The sequence below is a fragment of the Marinomonas sp. AWM4_232 genome (assembly GCF_056158325.1).
The window spans coordinates 2,545,783-2,565,126 of record NZ_JBSWTA010000001.1; the positions used below are offsets into that span (position 1 = coordinate 2,545,783).

A 19,344-nucleotide genomic window follows, 5' to 3' on the forward strand; every position below is an offset into this window, starting at 1 on the left:
GTTGCGAGCTTTACAGTAGCGGTGTTTAGGGTATGAAAAAGCGGCTTTTTAGCCGCTTTTTTTGTATTAACGCCCTCATCTTTATTTGATATTGGTTTTCATTTGATACTTGTTTTTACAAATTTTATATGGATAATGCTGGCTCGAAATTTGAATATAAAATGGACAATTTGATATGGATACTTCAGTTTCTACTGATGAACGCATCAGTTATATTTCATTTACGGCCAGTAAATGGGAATACTTCAAACTCTGGATTGTTAATATGGTTTTAACAGTCTGCACCCTCGGTATTTATAGTGCCTGGGCCAAAGTACGTAATACTCAATATATCTATGGACATACTCAAGTCGAAGGTCATCGTTTGCAATATTTAGCAACTCCCATGCAGTTGCTAAAAGGGCGTTTAATTGCTTTGATCTTCTTTATTGCGTATTCGGTGCTGAGCTCTTTGATTCCAATGTTAGGTTTGCTTTTAGCGCTATTGGTTTGGTTGGCATCACCTTATCTCATGTATCAAGGTCTACGCTTCAATTTGCGCCAAACGGCTTATCGCAACGTTCGTTTTGGTTTTGCGGGTTCAGTTAAAGGCGCTTATGTAAATTTTTTGCTGCTTCCATTATTGTCCATATTGACACTTGGTCTGGCGCTTCCTTGGGTTCTATGCAGAATCAATCGCTATATTTACAATAATTTAAAGTTCGGTGAGCATGCATTTACGGCAAATCTTAGCGGCAAACTTTTTTACAAAGCTGCTTTAATTGCATTTCTGACTTTCTTAATTCCTGTAATTATTCTTTTCGTTGTAGCTTTTCAAATGCTCCAGTCTAGTGGTCCATCCTTTGCGATGATTATGACCAGTTATGTTATGTTTTTTGTAGCTTTCGGTGTTTACAGCGTCATGGTTCGTAACCACATTCTAAATGCGCTTGAAGCACATAACTTGGTTAAGTTTGAATCTAATTTACGTTTAGACAGTTATCTTGGTGTGATGGCCACGAATGCTTTGATCGTTACTTTTACGCTTGGTTTAGGTTTTCCGGTTGCAGAAGTTCGTCACAAAAAAATGCTGGCTGATGCCACTAGGGTGCATTTGTATCCTGAAATTGATAATTTGGTGGCGTCCTCTGGAGAGCTAGACTCTGCCTTAGGAGAGGAGCTTTCTGGCTTCTTCGATAGTGATTTGTCGCTAACCTAGCGGATGATTAAATTATGCAGGTTGCCTCATCGATAAAGGTAAAAGGGCATTTTCAGTACGCAGCATCGTCACAAGTCGATGCTGCTGCGCTGACTTTAGACCTTGAAAGTGATCAGTTGACCGTTTTCCATTACTCCTCAGACGAAGTTCTACATAGCAATCGCTATTCTAACTGTACGATGTCATCACGATTACCCAGTATCCCTATGACATTGTACTTTGATGATGGTGCTAGTTTTATCCCCGATAACCCTGATTACTGCTGGCCTAATAGTCGCAGATCTTCATCGTTTATCTATTGGCTAGAGACAAAGTGGCATTATGGTGCTTTAGCGATAGCTCTGATGGTTGTGTTTTTAATCGGTATGGTCAAAGTGGCGATACCTTTTGCATCCTTGCAAGTTGCAACAGTGATGCCTGATTCTATTTCACAGGAAATGGGGCAACAAAGTCTAGCCATTCTAGATGAACTGTATTTTGAAGAGTCTAGTTTAAGCCCAGACGCTAAGTTTCAGGTTATGGCTAGTTGGAATGAGTTGTTTAAGCAATTTGATTTCCCTAAAGAGAAGTATGAATTGCAGTTTCGCGACTGGAATCTAGGGCCAAATGCGTTCGCTCTGGCGGATGGAACGGTCATTGTCACTGATGGTATTGTTGAGCTGATGCAAGATGATTTGCATTTATTGGATGCAATATTGCTACATGAGATTGGTCATGTTGAACATCGACACAACCTACAGGCTGTGATTCGAACAACGATTACGACTGTACTTTATTCGACTATGTTTGGCGATATAGAGGGGGCAGGTGAAGTCATTTTAGGGGCGGGGGTTGGCGTAGTTGATTTATCATTCTCCCGTGAAATGGAAAGAGAAGCCGATCAATTTGCCTACCAACACTTGCTTGCCATGGGGCGGTCAGCCGACGACTTCGCTAACGCTTTGCGTAAATTGAGCACAGTCTACTCTAGTGTTGATGAAGAGGGTTGGGGATATCTACAGTCCCATCCAGATGTTGAAGAGCGTATAAAGGCAAGACCACAGTAGTGGTCTTGCCTTTAATTTATTACAAGTTTTCTTCGGCAAATTCTGCCAAACGGCTTCGTTCGATGCCATTCACATGCATGATACTGGTGTATTTAAAGGCCTTACAACGTTCTACCAAATAGGTTAAACCTGAGGTAAGTGGGGTGATGTATTTGTTATCAATTTGGGCAAGGTTGCCTAAAACGATGATTTTTGAGTTCGCTCCCACACGAGTGACGATGGATTTCAACTGAAACTGTGTTAGGCCTTGAGCCTCATCAACAATGATTAACGCGTTATTGAATGAACGGCCACGCATAAAGTTTAGGGATTTGAACTGGATGTTGGCTTTTTGTTTGACGTAGTCAATGCTGCTGACGGCATGCTCATCGCTGCCGTGTAGAATCTCAAGGTTATCGTCAAAAGCTGCCAACCAGGGGGCCATTTTCTCTTCCTCGGTTCCGGGCAAGAAACCAATGTCTTCGGCTAAAGGCGGTGTGGAGCGCGCGACGATAATTTTATTAAAGCGTTTTTCTTCCATGGTCACATGAAGACCATAAGCAAGCGCTAACAATGTCTTACCAGAGCCTGCAGGCCCCGTCATAATCATCATATCGCTGTTGTCGTGACGCAGAAGATAGAACGCCATGGCTTGTTCTAGATTGCGAGGGGTGATGCCCCAGAAAGATTGGTGCATTAAGCTTGAGCGATTGATATCGAGTAAGTACACATGGCTGTCATCAATATTCACTACAAAGCCACTGAACTCATCGTTGTCTATTACAAACATATTTAAATAGAGTTCTTCGGGAAGCTCAGATCTGGAAATCTTATGGACCGTATGAACGCCGTGGGTTTCGGTGGAGACATTGGAAATACTATCCCAGAAGCGCCCTTCAATACTAATGTAACCTTTGTTTAGTAGGTCAACGTCGTCTAGCACTTTGTCTTTGCGATAATCTTCTACACGCTCTAAGCCTGAACCTTTGGCTTTGATACGCATGTTGATGTCTTTAGTAACGAGGCAAGCGCTGGCTCTAGGGTTGGTGGCTTGAAGGCTTAATGCAACGTTGATAATACGATTGTCGTTGGCATGATTATGATTGCCATTTAAGAAGGGGACATTGTCCAGTTGCGTGATTTGTTGGTCTGGATAAATAGCCAGAGTGCCATTGCCTTTACTAATTTGTTCGCAGTCTGGTGAATGTATTGGAACGCCATTTTGCAATTCTTTTGGGCTAGCATCCCCGACTATTTTATCAATGATGTTGATGGCTAGGCGTGCTTCTCGGCTAACGTCTTTATCTCTGCGATCCTTTATCTCGTCCAACTCTTCGAGCACTGTCATGGGAATGACGACTTTGTGTTCCGCAAAGGCGTAAATGGCCATTGGGTCATGAAGTAAAACGTTGGTATCTAACACATAGATCTTTTCCATGGTACTTCTCTCCTCTATATAGAGATAAAAATCCATTCACTGTGTACTTATATTCTTATCGGGAAGGGCCTCCGCTTCATTTGAGAGTATTTTGAGTGTATGACAAAAATGCGACAAGCGCTAAGTAGCGCAACAAATTTATACAAAGTGATGGTCAATAAAAAAGCCCCAATCGCAATACCGATTGGGGCTTTTAATGTGCTTATGCGTGAGTAAAAAATTACTCGTCTAGGAAGCTACGTAGATGCTCAGAGCGGCTTGGGTGGCGTAGTTTACGTAGAGCCTTCGCCTCGATCTGACGAATACGCTCACGAGTTACGTCGAACTGCTTACCCACTTCCTCAAGAGTGTGGTCAGTGTTCATATCGATACCGAAGCGCATGCGCAATACTTTTGCTTCACGAGCAGTTAGACCTGCAAGAACCATAGTCGTTGATTCTTTTAGACCTTCGATGGTTGCGGTATCGCTTGGTGATACTGCGCCATCGTCCTCGATGAAATCACCTAGGTGCGAATCTTCATCATCGCCGATTGGTGTTTCCATAGAGATCGGTTCTTTAGCGATCTTCAGTACTTTACGGATCTTGTCTTCTGGCATGTCCATGCGCACAGCCAACTCTTCTGGCGTCGCTTCACGACCCATTTCCTGAAGCATTTGGCGAGAGATACGGTTCAATTTGTTGATCGTTTCAATCATATGCACAGGAATACGAATGGTGCGCGCTTGGTCAGCAATCGAACGCGTGATGGCCTGACGGATCCACCAAGTTGCATAGGTCGAGAACTTGTAACCACGACGGTATTCGAACTTATCTACCGCTTTCATCAGACCGATGTTACCTTCTTGGATCAAGTCCAAGAACTGTAGACCACGGTTGGTGTATTTCTTAGCGATCGAGATAACCAGACGTAAGTTTGCTTCAACCATTTCTTTCTTAGCACGACGAGCACGTGTCTCACCGATAGAAATACGACGGTTGATTTCTTTCAATTCAGCCACTGATAAACCAGTGTCTTTTTCGATGCCGCGTAGTTTACGCTGGCAACGCATAAATTCTGCTTCGTTTTCACGAAGGCCATCCGCGTATGATGCACCTGAATCAATGCACTCTTGAATCCAGTTAGGGTTCGTTTCATTGTTCGGGAAACGCTTCAAGAATTCTGTGCGAGGCATCATTGCTTTGCGAACACAAAGTTGCATGATCAAACGCTCTTGCTCACGCAGTTTGCCCATTCGAGAGCGAATACGATCTATCAAATCATCAAACAGTTTTGGTGCTAGCTTGATCGGCGCGAACATGATGCTTAGTTCTTCTTGCTTAGCCGCCACTTCTGGCGTACCGCGTTCATGCTGCTCAAGCAGAACTAGAAGCTCTTTGTAAACACGACGGATTTCACCGAAGCGTAATGCCGTTTCCTCTGGGTCAGGGCCGCTTTCTGTTTCGCTGTCATCGTCATCGCTGTCATCATCGTCGTCAGAATCATCATCACTGTCTTCTTCGACTTCTTCTTCAACGCTTTCTTCAAGCTCTTCGAAGACAGGTTCTTCACCATCACCATCGATAAAGCCGCTAAAGATATCGCTTAAACGACCTTCTTCTTCCAATGTTCTGTCGTAAGTGTCGAGTAGTAAATCTACCGCACCTGGGAAGTACGACAATGCCGCCATCACTTCACGAGTACCTTCTTCGATACGCTTCGCGATAGCGATCTCTCCGGCACGAGTAAGCAGTTCAACGGTACCCATTTCACGCATGTACATTCGTACAGGGTCGGTGGTGCGGGTCACATCACCTTCTACTGCGGCTAATGCCGCGGCTGCTTCTTCAGCAGCATCATCATCTGTTGAATCACCTTCTTCCATCAGAAGGCTTTCTTTATCAGGCGCGTATTCAGAAACCACGATGCCCATGTCATTAATCATGGCAATGATTTCTTCAACCTGCTCTGGGTCAGAAAGGTCATCAGGTAGGTGGTCATTAACTTCGGCAAAAGTTAAATAACCTTGTTCTTTACCTTTGGCGATCAGCTCTTTAAGACGTGACTGTTGAGTGTCTGGCATTCGACAACCTATCGTTTAGAAATTCGTTTGGGAGATTAGCAAGCCGCGTATTATAACAAAAAACTTGGATTTTATCCAGATATTCTCTCGACAATTGGGCAATAATTAGTCAATCATTTTGATTTCTTTCTGCGCAACTGTTCCATTAAAGCACGGAGTTCTTGCTGTGTTTCAGGATTGTTTATGGCGTCATTACCACGGCTTTTCAACCGTTGGATACTAGAATTTAATCCTAAGGCTTCAGATTGCAGTGTAATCCAGTCCTCAACTTCCTGTTTTGCGTTGGCGATTTTTTGTTTCGTCGTGGCGTCCGGATGATTTAATAGAGCGTAGACAGTATCTAGTAAGGCCTGATTTTTCTCTTGAATAAGGAAGTGGCCAGTATTGTGACTTGGGTGCTTAGAGAAATAACGCCAAACACGACTAAACGCTTGGCGATCCGGTGTTTCACCTGACAACAGTGGGTCTGGAACATCCACTTCTTGAGCAATGGCTGGATGCATCAGTAGACATAAAGTGGCATGAGCAATCCGTCCTAATTTAGGCTGCATAGAGAGTGGGGCAAAGGTCTCTTGGTTTTGCCACTTACCCTTTCCTTTCCATTGGCCTTGTCTCTTCTTGCCCTTAAAGCCTTTGTTGTTAAAGCCTGGCTTTTGGGTCTGCGCTGTTTGAGCAGGCACCATTTGACCGTCATCAGGGTAAGGTTGGTAGCCTGCATCATCGTAGCCGTGCGGTGCGTAGCCATCGTCCATTTGATCATAGCCATAATCATCGTAATGATTGTTGTCAGAGGCTTGCGGCGCGTATTGGCTTGGCTGTGAATGGTCGTATTGTTTTGGTGCTGGGGCCGCTGCAGCTAATGTGTCTGAGCTCAGACCAGACTGCTCTGATAGCTGCTTGATTAATAATGAACGTAAGGTTGCTTCCGCTGGAATGCTTTGAATAAGTGACATTGCATTCTGGGTAAACTGTGCTTCGCCTTCTTCATCGGCCAAAGTCACCAAAGAGCGTGCATGCTCAAACAACACGTGTGCTAGGGAAGAGGAATCTTCTAATAGATTCTGGAAGCCTTCGGCGCCTTCTTTACGAACCAGTGAATCTGGGTCTTCTCCTTCCGGTAAAAATAAGAAGCGTACTTGCTTACCGTTCTGGATAACTGGAAGAGTCGCTTCTAATCCGCGGATGGCGGCCGCGCGTCCGGCTTTGTCCCCATCAAAACAGAGTGTGACTTTATCGACCAGTTTGAACAGTTTTTTGAAGTGTTGGCTGTTTACCGAAGTGCCAAGAGTCGCCACGGCATTGGTGATACCGTACTGTGCCAGTACGATAACATCCATGTAGCCTTCCACAACGATGATATGGTCTAGCGTTGTGGTATTTTGCTTGGCTTCATAAAGACCATAGAGCTCAAGATTTTTATGGAAAACAGGGGTTTCTGGAGAGTTTAAATACTTCGGCTTCTCATCGCCAAAAGCACGCCCACCAAAGGCGATGACGCGACCGCGAGTGTCACGAATCGGGAACATGATGCGATCACGAAAACGATCGTAGTAATGTCCTGCCTGTTCTTTCTTTTCGATCAGCATACCGCCTTGCAGTAGCTGCTCTTGTTGCTCGGCACGTGTGCCCAGCTTTTTCAGTAAATTGTCCCAGCCAGGCGGTGCAAAACCAAGGCCGTAAACTTTGGCGATCTGTCCAGTTAAGCCACGATCATTGGCTAGGTAGTGGCGTGCTTTGTCTTTGTGTGGGCTTTGGGTGAGTTGCTCTTGGAAGTAGGTCGCGCACTCACTTAAACGCTTGAGTAGTTCACTGTTTTGCTCATAACGGTCTGGAACGCCTTGTTCACGTGGTACTTCCATACCCGCGTCTTTGGCCAGGACTTCAATTGCTTCAACGAAATCTAGATGGTCATGTTCCATGACAAAGGAGATGGCATTGCCACCCGCACCACAACCAAAGCAGTAGTAAAACTGCTTATTTGGATTAAGGCTAAAAGAAGGGGATTTTTCGTTATGAAACGGACAAAGAGCGGAGTAGTTTTGGCCGGTCTTTTTTAAGGTGATACGAGACGCAACCACATCAGTGATGTCGGTACGAGCCAATAGCTCATCAATGAATTGATCCGGTATGCGTCCCGCCATGGTCTTGGTATTAACCTAGTAGCGCTTTAACTTGTTTGCTAACAACCGACATGTCACCACGACCTTGTACTTGCGGCTTAACAATGGCCATTACGGCTCCCATTTGCTGCATGCTGGTTGCACCTGTTTCAGCAATGGCTGCTTTGACGATGTCAGTTACTTCTTCCTCGGTAAGTTGTTGCGGTAAGAATTCTGCAATGACGTCCATCTCTTTCTTTTCGATTTCCGCTAGATCTTCACGGCCACCGTCGGTGAACTGTTGGAAAGAGTCTTTACGCTGTCTAACCATCTTATCCAGAATTGCCAATACGCGATCATCTTCCACTTCGATACGTTCATCAACTTCTACGCGTTTGATTTCAGCTTGGATAGAACGAATGATGGTAACGCGCTCTTTTTCTTTGGCACGCATAGATGTTTTAAGAGTATCGGAGATCAATTTTTTCAATTCTGACATGGTTGTCTTCCTCAGGAATGGGCAATCGTGTTATTGAAACAAAAAAAATCGGCTAGTTATAGAACTAGCCGATTTCTTATCGTAAAGCTTTTCAACTCTACTGCAATCGGTATTGCTTAAAATTAAGCAATGAGCAATTGCTTAGTACAGGCGTTGGAATTTCTTCTGTTCGCGAGATACTTTCTTAGCGTGACGCTTAACAGCTGCAGCTGCTGCGCGCTTACGTAGAGTCGTTGGTTTTTCATAGCACTCACGGCGACGAACTTCAGCTAGGATACCTGCTTTTTCGCAAGAACGCTTGAAGCGACGTAGTGCAATGTCAAATGGTTCGTTATCTTTAACTTTAACTGCTGGCATATCTATTTACCTATAAAAAATTTAGTCGTTTGTATACACAAAACGGCGCGAATCATACCGATTTTTCAACATAAAATAAAATGGTACGAGCCGTAATGTGCGGCTTTCACAGTGTGTGTACCCAAATGTTGTACAAAAATTCTCTTTGGGTGCCCCTAAACTTAGTGATCCCTAGCTCTGATTATAGAGTCTTAATAGGGAGAGGGACGGGAAAAAATCACCTGCCTTTTAATTAAACGATCAAATCGGGCGGCATTGTACAGTAATTGCCCTGCCATTGTCTAATGCTTTCCTTACTTGCTTTGTTATCTACAGCAATACTCTCTACGTTGTCTACGCAGTTTGAGGTACAATGATTGCATTAGCGAACAGCGTAGGAATACCATGAAAGTTTTAGGCTTAGAGACGTCTTGTGACGAGACCGGTATCGCCATTTACGATACTGATAAAGGTCTTCTGACCCATAAGATCTACACTCAAATTGCACAGCATGCGGAGTACGGCGGTGTTGTGCCGGAATTAGCATCACGTGATCACGTGCGCAAAACCTTACCTTTAATCGACGAAGTGTTGGCGGATGCTAACCTGAAAAAGTCGGATCTGGATGCAGTGGCTTACACCTCAGGCCCAGGCCTGGTTGGAGCATTGATGGCGGGGGCGACTATCGGACGCTCTATGGCATATTCCTTAGGCATTCCTGCTTTAGGTGTGCACCATATGGAAGGCCACTTGCTGGCGCCGATGCTGGAAGAAAAGCAGCCTAAAATGCCGTTTATTGCATTGTTGGTATCAGGTGGCCATACACAATTAGTGCGTGTTGATTCGATCGGGCAATACAAGCTCTTAGGTCAGTCTCTAGACGATGCAGCTGGTGAAGCATTCGATAAAGCCGCGAAGATGATTGGTTTGCCCTATCCTGGCGGCCCTTACATTGCGAAGTTGGCTCAGACTGGTAATCCGGATGCGGGGATTAAGTTTCCGCGCCCGATGACAGACCGTCCAGGTTTGGATTTTAGTTTTAGTGGCTTGAAAACAGCGTTTCTAACGGCTGTGCACGATGCGTTGGATCGTGATGGTTTCAATGATCAATTCCAAGCGGACATCGCTTTGGCATTTGAACAAGCCATTGTTGATACCTTAGTGATTAAGTGTCGTCGAGCACTTGAACAAGAAGGTCTGACGCAACTTATTATTGCTGGTGGTGTAAGCGCGAATAAGCGATTGCAAAGTCAGTTGGAAACTCAGTTGGCGAAAATTAACTCAAGTGTTTTTTATGCCCGTCCTGAGTTTTGTACCGATAACGGTGCCATGATTGCTTATGCCGGCGCTCAGCGATTGTTGGCCGGTCAGCATTCGCCTTTAAATCTGTCGATCCGTGCCCGTTGGCCGTTGTCAGATTTACCTGATATCAATGAGGAAGTGTAAGCATGCAAGATATCGTGTTTATTGAAGGTCTGCACACCAAAGCGGTCATCGGTGTGTACGAATGGGAAAAGGTGATCTGGCAAGATTTGGTATTTGACGTGGAGATAGAGCACGACAATCGTGTGCCCGCCGCCAATGACGATATTAACAAGACATTGGATTATGAAGCGATTTCAAATGCCATCACTGGCTTTTGTAAAGAGCACCAATTTGAGTTGATTGAAACGTTAGCTGAACGCTTGTGTGCGGTCCTGATTGATCGCTTTGGTCTTACCTCAATCACTATGACATTGCGCAAACCTGGCGCAGTGCCAGCTGCTCGCGCCGTTGGTGTAAAGATTCGCCGTAGCGCCTAGCTAGACTTTTAACAGGAGCGGATTGTTAAGCTTTGCAATGGCTTCAATCCGTGCTTGTTTTAATGCTTGCCCCAATTCTGCCCCAGAAAATCCCTGCTTCATTAAAGTTTGTGCATTAACTTTCGCGATGCTGGCGCGAAGAGCTAGCCAATGTTTTGCTTCCGTTTCGGTCAAATGGGCCAAAATGCTGATGAGCTTTTCAAATGGCTGTGGCTTCTTGATCGCTGCAACACTGCTTAACCAAGCTTCCCAAGTCACGCTATCCAATGGCAATGTATTGGTTTCAATAAACAATCGGCTTTGTTCGCTGAACCAGCTGAATTGGTTAGGTGCTCGTAAATAGGCGTTAAGCTCGGTCAGCGCCGCGACAGGTGTCTCAGCGGTGATTAAGCTCCAGCGAGCATGCTTGTCCCATTGTTTTGCAAGTTGCTTTGTATGGTATGCCAGTTTAGGGAAGAGGTGCTCAAGTGCACCGACTTCTTGCAAAACGTCAAAATATACTTGGGCATGGTCGCTTTGCAGGGCATTTTCGGTTTCACGCCAAACACGCTCAGGTGTCAAACTGTTGAGCTCACCTGATTCTGCGATGGCTGCCATCAGAGCTTTTGTTTCTGGCGCAATGTGAAAGCCAAAACTCGCGAAGCGTGCCATAAATCGTGCCACGCGCAGTACTCGAAGCGGGTCTTCAATGAAAGCATCCGATACATGACGTAGCACCCGTTTTTCAAGATCTTGTTGGCCATGAAAAGGATCAATTAAGACACCATCATCTGTTTTGGCAATGGCGTTGATGGTTAGATCCCGGCGCTCGAGGTCTTCTTCTAGGCGAATATCAGGGGCAAAGTCGCACACAAAACCTGTGTAGCCAATACCTTGCTTACGCTCTTTGCGGGCCAGAGCGTATTCTTCTTTGGTTTTAGGGTGAAGAAAGACTGGAAACTGCTTACCAACTTGTTGGAAGCCTTGCTGCAACATATGGTCTGGGGTGGCGCCTGTCACAACCCAGTCTTTGTCTTTCACTGGTAAGCCAAGTAACTCGTCTCGAACTGCGCCACCAACGAGGTAGACCGTTGCTTTTGGCAGCATTAACCTTGCTCGCACTGCTCAGGGAACATGGCGCTCCATTGGCTAAAGCCGCCATTTAATGAATAAACTTCTTCGAAGCCTTGGCTGGCTAAGAATTCCGCTGCGCCTTTGCTGCTGTTGCCGTGGTAGCAGCAGACAATCACAGCTTGGCTTTTATTGCTTTCTTCAATAAACGCTTGAACGTTATCGTTGTTCAGGTTGATAGCAGTGTTCATATGGCTGGTTTGAAAACTCACCGCATCGCGGATGTCGACGACGATGGCATTGTTTTCTAGTAGGGGAAGGGCATCATTGATATCGATACAAGAATAGGTGCTCATGGTTCTCTCAATTAATGTTACAAGGAGTGCTGAAACGCTGGTTATCATCCAGTCGTAAAGCTGTCAGGGCTCCACCCCAAACGCAACCAGTGTCCAATGCATGGACATTAGGCGTTTGAGTTATGCCTTCTAATGCTGCCCAGTGACCGAATACGACACGTGTGTCTTTTGGTAGTCGGTTAGGGAAGGTGAACCAGGGCTGGTACCCTTGACGGGCGCTCTCCGGCCCTTCTTTGGATTTTAGATCTAGCTTGCTGTCAGCACGACAAAAACGCATACGGGTCAGGTAGTTGGTAATGGCTCTTAAGCGATCCATACCGTTAAGTGACTCTGACCATGTATCCGGTTTATTACCATACATGACCTGAAGAAATTCCTCCAGTTGCTCTGAACGCAACACGGTTTCAACCTCGCGGCTGTAGCGAAGAACGTCTTCTATATCCCAACATGGCGGAACCCCAGCATGGGTCATCAGCACATTAAAATCAGGATCATAGTGAGCCAGGGGCTGCTGCCTTAGCCACGTCATCAGTTCGTCACGGTCGCTGGCTTGCAGGATGTTCATTAAGGTATCACCACGCTTTAACGTAGCAAAACCGTGGGCAACGGCTAACAAATGTAGATCGTGATTACCCAGCACAACTTTGCTTTTCTCCCCTAGAGAGCTTACAAAGCGCAACGTTTGTAGACACTCTTTGCCGCGGTTTATTAAGTCGCCTGCAAACCAAAGAGTATCGTTCTGATCGTCATACTGGATTTGTTCAAGGAGCTTCAGGAGGGGAGTAAAACAACCCTGCAAGTCTCCGATGACGTAAGTTGCCATATTTCGCCTTAGTGAACTTTATTGGGTACCGCTAACGTGAACGGTGGGATCGGTGCATCAAATTCGCTACCGTCCTCACTTTGAAAACGGTAGCTACCATGCATTACGCCTACTACCGTATCAATAACTGTGCCACTTGTGTAATCGTAGGATTCGCCAGGCGCTAACAGAGGGTATTCACCGATGACGCCGGCACCTTTGACCTCTTGAACCTTCTCATCACCATTGGTGATAATCCAATGGCGTGATAAAAGTTTAGCGCTCTCAGTACCACAGTTGGTCATGGTAATGTGGTAGGCAAATACATAGCGGTCATCTTCAGGCACGGATTGCTCTGATAAGTATTCCGTACGGACTGTGACGATAATGTCTTGCTCAGGCAGCATGATTAGCCTCTTTTGCTCACAAGGTTGGCAATACGGACGAAGTCGTCTACATCCAAACGTTCTGGGCGTAAGCTTGGATCGATGTCTAAGGCTGCAAACTCCTCGTCGTTGAGGACCCCTTTGTAGTTGTTGCGAAGCGTTTTACGGCGCTGCTGGAAACCAATTCGTACCATGTCTTCAAGCATTTTTAGGTCTTGAGCGACACAAGGTAGCGTTTTATGAGGCACCATACGAACGATTGCCGAATCTACTTTTGGTGGCGGGTCAAAAGACTCAGGTCCCACAATAAACAGAGACTCTACGCGACAATAGTACTGCGCCATCACACTTAAACGACCGTACAGGTTGTCACCTGGGCGTGCCGCAAGGCGGTCGACCACTTCTTTTTGTAACATAAAATGCATGTCATCGATTTGCTCAGCAAAACTGAGCAAATGGAAGATCAGCGGTGTTGAAATGTTGTACGGTAGGTTACCCACCACGCGAATGTTGCCGTCCTGTGCCAGACTGGAAAAGTCGAATTTCATGGCATCGGCTTCATGGACGTTTAAGTCTGGGTAACGGAATAAATTGACACGCAAAATAGGAATCAAATCGCGGTCTAGTTCCACCACATCCATGCGTTTCGTAGCACTGATGATACCTTCCGTCAGTGCACCTTTACCTGGGCCGATTTCAACAACGCGCTGGCCCTCTTTGGGTGCAATACAAGCGACGATACGGCGGATAATGCCGACATCATGAAGGAAGTTTTGGCCAAAGCGCTTACGGGCTTTATGGGGATGTGATTTACTCATTTAATGTCTTTTTTGGGCGTTAGTTGCCATGGTAATGGCGTTTTCAATGGCAACCTTCAAGCTGCCATCACTTGCTTGTCCGGTTCCCGCAAGATCGAGAGCCGTTCCGTGATCAACGGAAGTTCGGATAATCGGTAGGCCAAGGGTGATGTTCACCGCATTGCCAAATCCTGAGTACTTTAACACAGGTAAGCCTTGATCGTGATACATGGCAAGAACACAGTCTGCTTGTTCAAGGTACTTGTTCTGGAACAAGGTGTCAGCAGGGAGTGGACCGATCAAGCTAATTCCCTCTTCGCGTAGCTCGTTGAGCGTTGGGGTGATGATCTCTATTTCTTCACGGCCAAGGTGGCCGTCTTCGCCAGCATGAGGGTTTAAACCACATACCAAGATACGTGGTTGGTCACAGCCGAAACGTGTTTTTAAATCCTGATGCAAAGCACGTGTAACGGTTCTAATGGTATCAGGTGTGATGGCTGCTGGAATGTCTTTTAGGGGAAGGTGAGTCGTCACCAATGCAACACGCATGGCTTGACTGGCAAGCATCATCACGACTTTCGGGCTGTCACAAAGGTCTTGGAAAAACTCGGTGTGTCCCGAAAAGTGTACCCCTGTTTCGCACAACACACCTTTGTGTACAGGTGGTGTTACCACTGCATCAAAGTCGCCATCTAGGCAACCTTGACCAGTGATTCGTAATGTCTCTAGTACATAAGGAGCGTTTGCTACATCGAGCTTGCCGCATTCCACGTTTGAGCCCAGCAAGGTTGGCAGAATTTGCACTTGCCCAGCTTGATGATCACTGATCTGAGTGAGATCGTTGCAAACTTTGATCTCCAACTCTAAACCAAGCTGTTGTGCTCGTTGCCGAAAGAGCTCTGGATCTCCGACGACGACCAATTGCGCAGCAAAGTTGTCTTGCAACGCGCTCAGAATAATATCTGGGCCAATACCAGCTGGTTCGCCAGATGTGATGGCAATGCGAGGGCTCACGTAATACTCCTAAATTTAGTCGTCTTTACGGTCGATGAAGGCATCGGCACGTAGTTCAGACAACCATGTGTTCAAGGCGAAATCTTGTTTTTGTGCCATGATGGAGCGTTCAGCATTACGACGTTTTACTTTATCACTGATGTCGTTTTGACGACGGCCATCCACTTCTAGAATATGCCAGCCGAACTGAGAGCGGAAAGGTGCGCTAATATCGCCAACTTCCGTTTTATTCATCATGTCCTCAAACTCAGGCACCATGGTTCCTGGTGTTACCCAACCTAGGTCACCACCTTGCAAAGTAGAGCCTTGGTCTTCGCTGTATTGTTTTGCAATGTCAGCAAAGTCAGCACCTTGCTCAAGGCGTTGATAAAGCTGCTCAGCTAAAGCTCGAGTTTGCTCATCATCGCGGATTTCATTTGGACGCAGTAGCAAATGGCTAACCTTGGTTTCTTGCTGGTATGCCACGTCTTGCGAGCGCTTATCAACTACCCAAAGTAGGTGGAAGCCAGCATTACTTTGTAGCGGTCCTACTAGGCTTCCCTGTGTTTGTTTATTGATCGCTTGGGTGAATAGGCGCGGTAACTCATTTGCTTTGCGCCATCCTAAGTCACCACCTTGAATCGCAAACTGGCCTTCTGACTGAGCAATCGCTTGATCAATAAAGTCTTTTTCCGTGTCGATTCTGCTGGCAATATCTTCGATCTTAGCACGAGCTTGTGCGACATCGCTGGCTCTAATTACAATGTGGCGCAAGCGGAATTCTGCTTGGTTTTGACCGCTACTTTGTTGGTTCTGTAGGAAGTCATCGATTTCTTGCTCAGTGACGGTAATACGCGACTGTGCAACCTGCTGACGAGCTTTGCTGATAAGCAGCTCATTCTCAATTTGTTGACGGTAACGACCATAGTCAACGCCTTGATTTGCCAGAATATTTCGTAATCCAGCTAGATCAGTGTTGAAATTGCCGGCAACCGTCAAGATGGCTTTATCCACTTCTTGGTTGCTAGCACGAATGCCTTGTTTGCGAGCATAGTTTACTTGTAATGCTTCTTCGATTAGTTGGTTTACTATCTGGCGATGAATGCTGTCAGTAAGTACGCCACCGGGTACGCGGTCTTTTACTACTTGGAAGCGGGCAGTGACATCACTGTCGAGAATAGGGCGTGAATCAACGACTGCCGCTAGACCGTCAATTTTTACAGGCTCTGCCGAAACGGGCGCTACAGACCATACTGCAGACGTCACTAACAGTGAGCAAATAAGCTTTTTATACATCATTAATATCCGACCTTGCCTTGGTTCCAATAGTCATCAGCAATGGTAGTTAGATCAGAATTCGTCTGATCTACGCCGCTGAGACTGCGTAAAATAAATTGTATGAATACTCCTTCGTCAAAAATACCATCATCATCGCGCCAGCGTTGATAACTGAAGGAGGTTTTTATACAGCAGTTTTCATAGCCAAACCCTTCCACTTGAGCGGTGTGTTCGCGCTCAACCCAGTCGTAGGATTGTTGATGAAAGAAATGCCAATTGTCGTTAATCGGGATAATGGCACCGAAACCAGACTGCTTGGTCATGTCGGTCTCATCTTCATCATATAGATATGAAAAACTAAGATTGAAAACAATGCCACTATCTGGTCGATATTTCAGTGCGGTTTGCGCAAGATCTACACGATTGTCATCAAAATCATAGTTTAAGTGGTTGGCAAGCGTAAAACGGTCACCATTGTAAGTGGCACTAGAAAGTACGGCGCTGTGACTGCTGTCATCCACAACTGAGCCAGTATCACCCTCTAGGCCAACTTTACGATCAGCCAAGTAGAACACCTGGCCACCTTGTAGAGTCCAGCGATTAACATTGTTGCTATCGTAGAAGCGGCTCTCAAGACCGAGTGCAACTTGCTCGGTATCACCGATGCGGTCGTTACCACTGAAGCGACGATGAGAAAAAGCTTGCGCATAGGTCATGTCCATTTCATTCGCGTCGAAGTCAGGGATGTCAGACTGATCTTGATAAGGCGCATTAAGGTATTGCACCCTTGGCTCCAATGTTTGGCGCCACTGATTTTCCAACGAACGATCAAATACCACACTGGTATCTAGGTAATAGGTTAGATGATTTACTTCGGCATCACTGTCTTGACGACTATCGTAGTCGTGCAGTGAATAGTTGCGGTATTGATGCAGCATACCTGCAGTGATGTCACCCCAAGCGTTACCGAATTGCACGTTAAAGTCTTGGTTCAGGGCCAAACGCTGTCCATCTTCACCGGTTTCATCTGGCTCGTAGAAGTCAGTAAATTCTACATCAGGTTGATAGCTATAACGTGTATCAGCATAACGATAAGAAGCACTGACCCGAGGCATCCACTCTAAAGGCTGATTTTCGGTTAGGTCAGGAGTCTGATAGCGCTTTACTTGAACATTCGAACTAAAATTACCTAGGTCATAACGAGCAAATGCTGTTCGAACGTAGTTATCTTTTTCTTGAATTGAGGTGTTATTTACCTCTGGCTCACGGTTTTCCGTAGGGTTACCCTCAAGATTTACACCAACGTTTAGATTTTTTGTCAGCTGCTGGTTGCTTCGTAATGCCCGTAAGGTGCCCTCGTCACCATTTTCATCATAGAATGTCGATTGTTCGAAGACAGTCGTGCCGTATTGGCTTAGGTGTCGGATTTCGATATCAAGGCCTTGGCCATACTGGTCTTTATCGGCATCATCCGATCCTGCGACAGGGATGACCAGATTTGGGGTCACGGTAGCATCGTAATCAGGGGCTAGGTTCAGATAGTAAGGTGCTGAGAGGGTTATGCTTTTACCGCTAAAGCCAAAACTTGGGAATAAGAAACCAGATTGACGACGCTCATCTAGGGGGAAGCGCAACCACGGGAAATAGAATACCGGAATATCATGAACACGAATCTGCACGTGCTTTGCTGTGCCAAAGCCGCTGTCAGGGTTCAGTTCAATGCTGGAGCCGTAAAGTGTCCAGCTGTCTTGCCCTGGTTCACAGGTTGTGTAAAAGCCTTCTTTAATAAAAATAAGACCGTCTTTTGAACGAGCGATTTCACTGGCTTCACCGCGAATACGGCTGTCGTGAGCAAGGAACTTGGCATTTTCAAACTGAGCACTTTGATTGCCTTCGGCGGTACTTATATAGGCGCTGTCGCTGCGAATCAGCTGACCGCTGGCCCGAAGCGAGACTTCCCCTGCTGCTTGGTAATATTCATTCTGCATACCTTCAATTAGATCTGCATTCAGTTCCGATAGGGGTTGTCGAAGGGTGGCTGCCCCTTCCATATACAAAGTGCCTTGTTCATCGCGATAAATCATGTCTGCTAGCAAATGGGTGTTTTTATCATCCATTGCTTGCCAGCCGTCAATGTAAGCACCACGACAATATTGACTTAACGTCGCTTGCTGAGAAGGGCTAAGCGATTCTTTTGGTACCCAGTCCCATTCATTTGCCTCAGCCATAGGCAAGATGAAAAGACTTTGAAATAATAGCGCGTAAGAGCGTAAATGCTTTGGCATGCGGAGTATACTAAATCTCTATTACGTGCTAGCGCGAACATAGGCGCGGCACATGTCGGTCCATATTGGCGACAAATAATAATCTATGCGGCCCCTAAGGGGCTACCGATTCTGGAGAAATATCTTTATGTGGAAATGGGTTGGGGCGATCGTTGGTTTGTTGTTCGCGGGCTTTTTTGGATTAGTCGGCGGTTTTTTTGTAGGTATGCTGATCGATCGAGCCAAAGGAAACCAAATGGGTGGGCGCAGAACCGGAGCGTCTTTATTCGAGCAACAGCAAGTATTTTTCCAAACACTGTTCCAACTTATGGGACGTTTGGCAAAGTCTGACGGGCAAGTTTCTAAAGAAGAGATTGAGCTAGCTAAAGCTGTGATGCAGCGTCTACGCCTATCACCCGATGCGCAGCGTCAAGCTCAAGAACTGTTTAACCAAGGTAAAGCGCCAGACTTTAATGTTGACGCTGCGTTACAACGTTTTAATCGAGTAGTGGGCGCTGGCATGTTGCGTCGTTCATTACTTGAAGTATTGCTGTTGTCGGCCTATGCAGATGGCTATTTATCGCTTGAAGAGAAGTCTTTGCTGGGACAGATTTGTGCTCAACTAGGCATGTCCGAGGCAGAGTACAACAGTATTCATGAGCAGATTAAGCGTCAGGCGCATTTCCATCAAGGTTATCAGCAACAAGCATCTGGACAATCTTCTCCCGATCTTTTGAAGGCGGCTTATGAAGTCCTTGAAGTCAATGAGAGTATGAGCGATGCGGAAATTAAGAAAGCGTACCGTCGCCTGATGAGCCAGAACCATCCTGATAAACTGAGCTCGCAAGGTCTACCAGAAGAAATGATTGAACTTGCAAAAGAGCGTACGCAAGAAATTCAGTCCGCTTATGAAATGATTAAGAAATCACGTAAGTAAGATGTTCTGCCTAAGTCTGCAT

General features: G+C 46.0%; 18 protein-coding genes. 5 read left to right on the forward strand and 13 right to left on the reverse strand.

What is annotated here, in order from left to right; all coding sequences use genetic code 11:
- Positions 1-175: 175 nt before the first annotated feature.
- Together ACXAC1_RS12040 and ACXAC1_RS12045 are read left to right on the forward strand one after the other, a co-directional pair.
- Positions 176-1,198: a YjgN family protein gene (locus tag ACXAC1_RS12040; protein WP_475061680.1), complete on the forward strand. Its 1,023-nt coding sequence runs from the start codon at positions 176-178 to the stop codon at positions 1,196-1,198.
- A 14-nt stretch (positions 1,199-1,212) separates the two neighbouring features.
- Positions 1,213-2,244: a M48 family metallopeptidase gene (locus ACXAC1_RS12045; RefSeq protein ID WP_475061681.1), complete on the forward strand. Its 1,032-nt coding sequence runs from the start codon at positions 1,213-1,215 to the stop codon at positions 2,242-2,244.
- A 19-nt stretch (positions 2,245-2,263) separates the two neighbouring features.
- Here the strand turns inward: ACXAC1_RS12045 and ACXAC1_RS12050 are convergent, their stop codons facing one another.
- The 5 genes from ACXAC1_RS12050 to rpsU all read right to left on the reverse strand — a co-directional run bounded on the left by ACXAC1_RS12050 (position 2,264) and on the right by rpsU (position 8,678).
- Positions 2,264-3,661 (reverse strand): PhoH family protein, encoded by a 1,398-nt coding sequence (locus ACXAC1_RS12050; RefSeq protein WP_475061682.1) that lies wholly within the window; start codon positions 3,659-3,661, stop codon positions 2,264-2,266.
- 220 nt (positions 3,662-3,881) lie between these two features.
- A complete protein-coding gene (gene rpoD / locus ACXAC1_RS12055) occupies positions 3,882-5,723 on the reverse strand; it encodes an RNA polymerase sigma factor RpoD (RefSeq protein WP_475061683.1) in 1,842 nt (613 codons plus the stop codon).
- Positions 5,724-5,836: 113 nt separating this feature from the next.
- Positions 5,837-7,864, reverse strand: coding sequence for a DNA primase (gene dnaG / locus ACXAC1_RS12060; protein ID WP_475061684.1), 2,028 nt, complete (start codon positions 7,862-7,864; stop codon positions 5,837-5,839).
- A gap of 10 nt (positions 7,865-7,874) precedes the next feature.
- Complete coding sequence (locus ACXAC1_RS12065) at positions 7,875-8,321, reverse strand: GatB/YqeY domain-containing protein (RefSeq protein WP_475061685.1); 447 nt, start codon at positions 8,319-8,321, stop codon at positions 7,875-7,877.
- Positions 8,322-8,462: 141 nt separating this feature from the next.
- Positions 8,463-8,678 carry a 30S ribosomal protein S21 gene (gene rpsU / locus ACXAC1_RS12070; RefSeq protein WP_055463821.1) on the reverse strand — a complete coding sequence of 72 codons (216 nt, stop codon included), beginning with the start codon at positions 8,676-8,678 and terminating at the stop codon, positions 8,463-8,465.
- A gap of 384 nt (positions 8,679-9,062) precedes the next feature.
- Between rpsU and tsaD the strand changes: the two genes are divergently transcribed.
- Entirely contained in the window at positions 9,063-10,103 is a 1,041-nt protein-coding gene (gene tsaD, locus ACXAC1_RS12075) for a tRNA (adenosine(37)-N6)-threonylcarbamoyltransferase complex transferase subunit TsaD (RefSeq protein WP_475061686.1), read from the forward strand.
- 2 nt (positions 10,104-10,105) lie between these two features.
- Complete coding sequence (gene folB / locus ACXAC1_RS12080; protein ID WP_475061687.1) at positions 10,106-10,459, forward strand: dihydroneopterin aldolase; 354 nt, start codon at positions 10,106-10,108, stop codon at positions 10,457-10,459.
- On the opposite strand, the gene ACXAC1_RS12085 is transcribed toward folB, so the two are convergent.
- Genes ACXAC1_RS12085 through ACXAC1_RS12120 form a run of 8 tightly spaced genes read right to left on the reverse strand, consistent with a single transcriptional unit; the run spans position 10,460 to position 18,406 of the window.
- Positions 10,460-11,545: a tRNA nucleotidyltransferase/poly(A) polymerase-related protein gene (locus ACXAC1_RS12085; RefSeq protein ID WP_475061688.1), complete on the reverse strand. Its 1,086-nt coding sequence runs from the start codon at positions 11,543-11,545 to the stop codon at positions 10,460-10,462.
- Positions 11,545-11,865 (reverse strand): thiosulfate sulfurtransferase GlpE, encoded by a 321-nt coding sequence (gene glpE, locus ACXAC1_RS12090; protein ID WP_133563378.1) that lies wholly within the window; start codon positions 11,863-11,865, stop codon positions 11,545-11,547. Before glpE ends, ACXAC1_RS12085 begins: the two co-directional genes overlap by 1 nt.
- A 7-nt stretch (positions 11,866-11,872) precedes the next feature.
- On the reverse strand, positions 11,873-12,688 hold the full coding sequence (locus tag ACXAC1_RS12095) for a symmetrical bis(5'-nucleosyl)-tetraphosphatase (protein WP_475061689.1): 816 nt from the start codon (positions 12,686-12,688) through the stop codon (positions 11,873-11,875).
- 8 nt (positions 12,689-12,696) lie between these two features.
- Complete coding sequence (gene apaG, locus ACXAC1_RS12100) at positions 12,697-13,074, reverse strand: Co2+/Mg2+ efflux protein ApaG (protein ID WP_133563374.1); 378 nt, start codon at positions 13,072-13,074, stop codon at positions 12,697-12,699.
- 2 nt (positions 13,075-13,076) lie between these two features.
- On the reverse strand, positions 13,077-13,871 hold the full coding sequence (gene rsmA, locus ACXAC1_RS12105) for a 16S rRNA (adenine(1518)-N(6)/adenine(1519)-N(6))-dimethyltransferase RsmA (RefSeq protein WP_133563372.1): 795 nt from the start codon (positions 13,869-13,871) through the stop codon (positions 13,077-13,079).
- A complete protein-coding gene (pdxA, locus tag ACXAC1_RS12110; protein ID WP_475061690.1) occupies positions 13,872-14,864 on the reverse strand; it encodes a 4-hydroxythreonine-4-phosphate dehydrogenase PdxA in 993 nt (330 codons plus the stop codon). It abuts the gene before it with no gap.
- A 15-nt stretch (positions 14,865-14,879) separates the two neighbouring features.
- A complete protein-coding gene (locus ACXAC1_RS12115) occupies positions 14,880-16,142 on the reverse strand; it encodes a peptidylprolyl isomerase (protein WP_475061691.1) in 1,263 nt (420 codons plus the stop codon).
- On the reverse strand, positions 16,142-18,406 hold the full coding sequence (locus tag ACXAC1_RS12120; RefSeq protein ID WP_475061692.1) for an LPS-assembly protein LptD: 2,265 nt from the start codon (positions 18,404-18,406) through the stop codon (positions 16,142-16,144). The genes ACXAC1_RS12115 and ACXAC1_RS12120 overlap by 1 nt, the downstream gene beginning before the upstream one ends.
- 127 nt (positions 18,407-18,533) lie before the next feature.
- On the opposite strand from ACXAC1_RS12120, the gene djlA reads away from it, so the two are divergent.
- Positions 18,534-19,322 (forward strand): co-chaperone DjlA, encoded by a 789-nt coding sequence (gene djlA / locus ACXAC1_RS12125; RefSeq protein ID WP_475061693.1) that lies wholly within the window; start codon positions 18,534-18,536, stop codon positions 19,320-19,322.
- Positions 19,323-19,344: the final 22 nt, after the last annotated feature.

Bases quoted from the DNA above. Each gene is read 5' to 3' on its own strand.
- ACXAC1_RS12040 (WP_475061680.1), top strand. From the start codon at position 176: ATGGATACTTCAGTTTCTACTGATGAACGCATCAGTTATATTTCATTT.
- ACXAC1_RS12045 (WP_475061681.1), top strand. From the start codon at position 1,213: ATGCAGGTTGCCTCATCGATAAAGGTAAAAGGGCATTTTCAGTACGCA.
- ACXAC1_RS12050 (WP_475061682.1), bottom strand. From the start codon at position 3,661: ATGGAAAAGATCTATGTGTTAGATACCAACGTTTTACTTCATGACCCA.
- rpoD (WP_475061683.1), bottom strand. From the start codon at position 5,723: ATGCCAGACACTCAACAGTCACGTCTTAAAGAGCTGATCGCCAAAGGT.
- dnaG (WP_475061684.1), bottom strand. From the start codon at position 7,864: ATGGCGGGACGCATACCGGATCAATTCATTGATGAGCTATTGGCTCGT.
- ACXAC1_RS12065 (WP_475061685.1), bottom strand. From the start codon at position 8,321: ATGTCAGAATTGAAAAAATTGATCTCCGATACTCTTAAAACATCTATG.
- rpsU (WP_055463821.1), bottom strand. From the start codon at position 8,678: ATGCCAGCAGTTAAAGTTAAAGATAACGAACCATTTGACATTGCACTA.
- tsaD (WP_475061686.1), top strand. From the start codon at position 9,063: ATGAAAGTTTTAGGCTTAGAGACGTCTTGTGACGAGACCGGTATCGCC.
- folB (WP_475061687.1), top strand. From the start codon at position 10,106: ATGCAAGATATCGTGTTTATTGAAGGTCTGCACACCAAAGCGGTCATC.
- ACXAC1_RS12085 (WP_475061688.1), bottom strand. From the start codon at position 11,545: ATGCTGCCAAAAGCAACGGTCTACCTCGTTGGTGGCGCAGTTCGAGAC.
- glpE (WP_133563378.1), bottom strand. From the start codon at position 11,865: ATGAGCACCTATTCTTGTATCGATATCAATGATGCCCTTCCCCTACTA.
- ACXAC1_RS12095 (WP_475061689.1), bottom strand. From the start codon at position 12,688: ATGGCAACTTACGTCATCGGAGACTTGCAGGGTTGTTTTACTCCCCTC.
- apaG (WP_133563374.1), bottom strand. From the start codon at position 13,074: ATGCTGCCTGAGCAAGACATTATCGTCACAGTCCGTACGGAATACTTA.
- rsmA (WP_133563372.1), bottom strand. From the start codon at position 13,871: ATGAGTAAATCACATCCCCATAAAGCCCGTAAGCGCTTTGGCCAAAAC.
- ACXAC1_RS12115 (WP_475061691.1), bottom strand. From the start codon at position 16,142: ATGATGTATAAAAAGCTTATTTGCTCACTGTTAGTGACGTCTGCAGTA.
- ACXAC1_RS12120 (WP_475061692.1), bottom strand. From the start codon at position 18,406: ATGCCAAAGCATTTACGCTCTTACGCGCTATTATTTCAAAGTCTTTTC.
- djlA (WP_475061693.1), top strand. From the start codon at position 18,534: ATGTGGAAATGGGTTGGGGCGATCGTTGGTTTGTTGTTCGCGGGCTTT.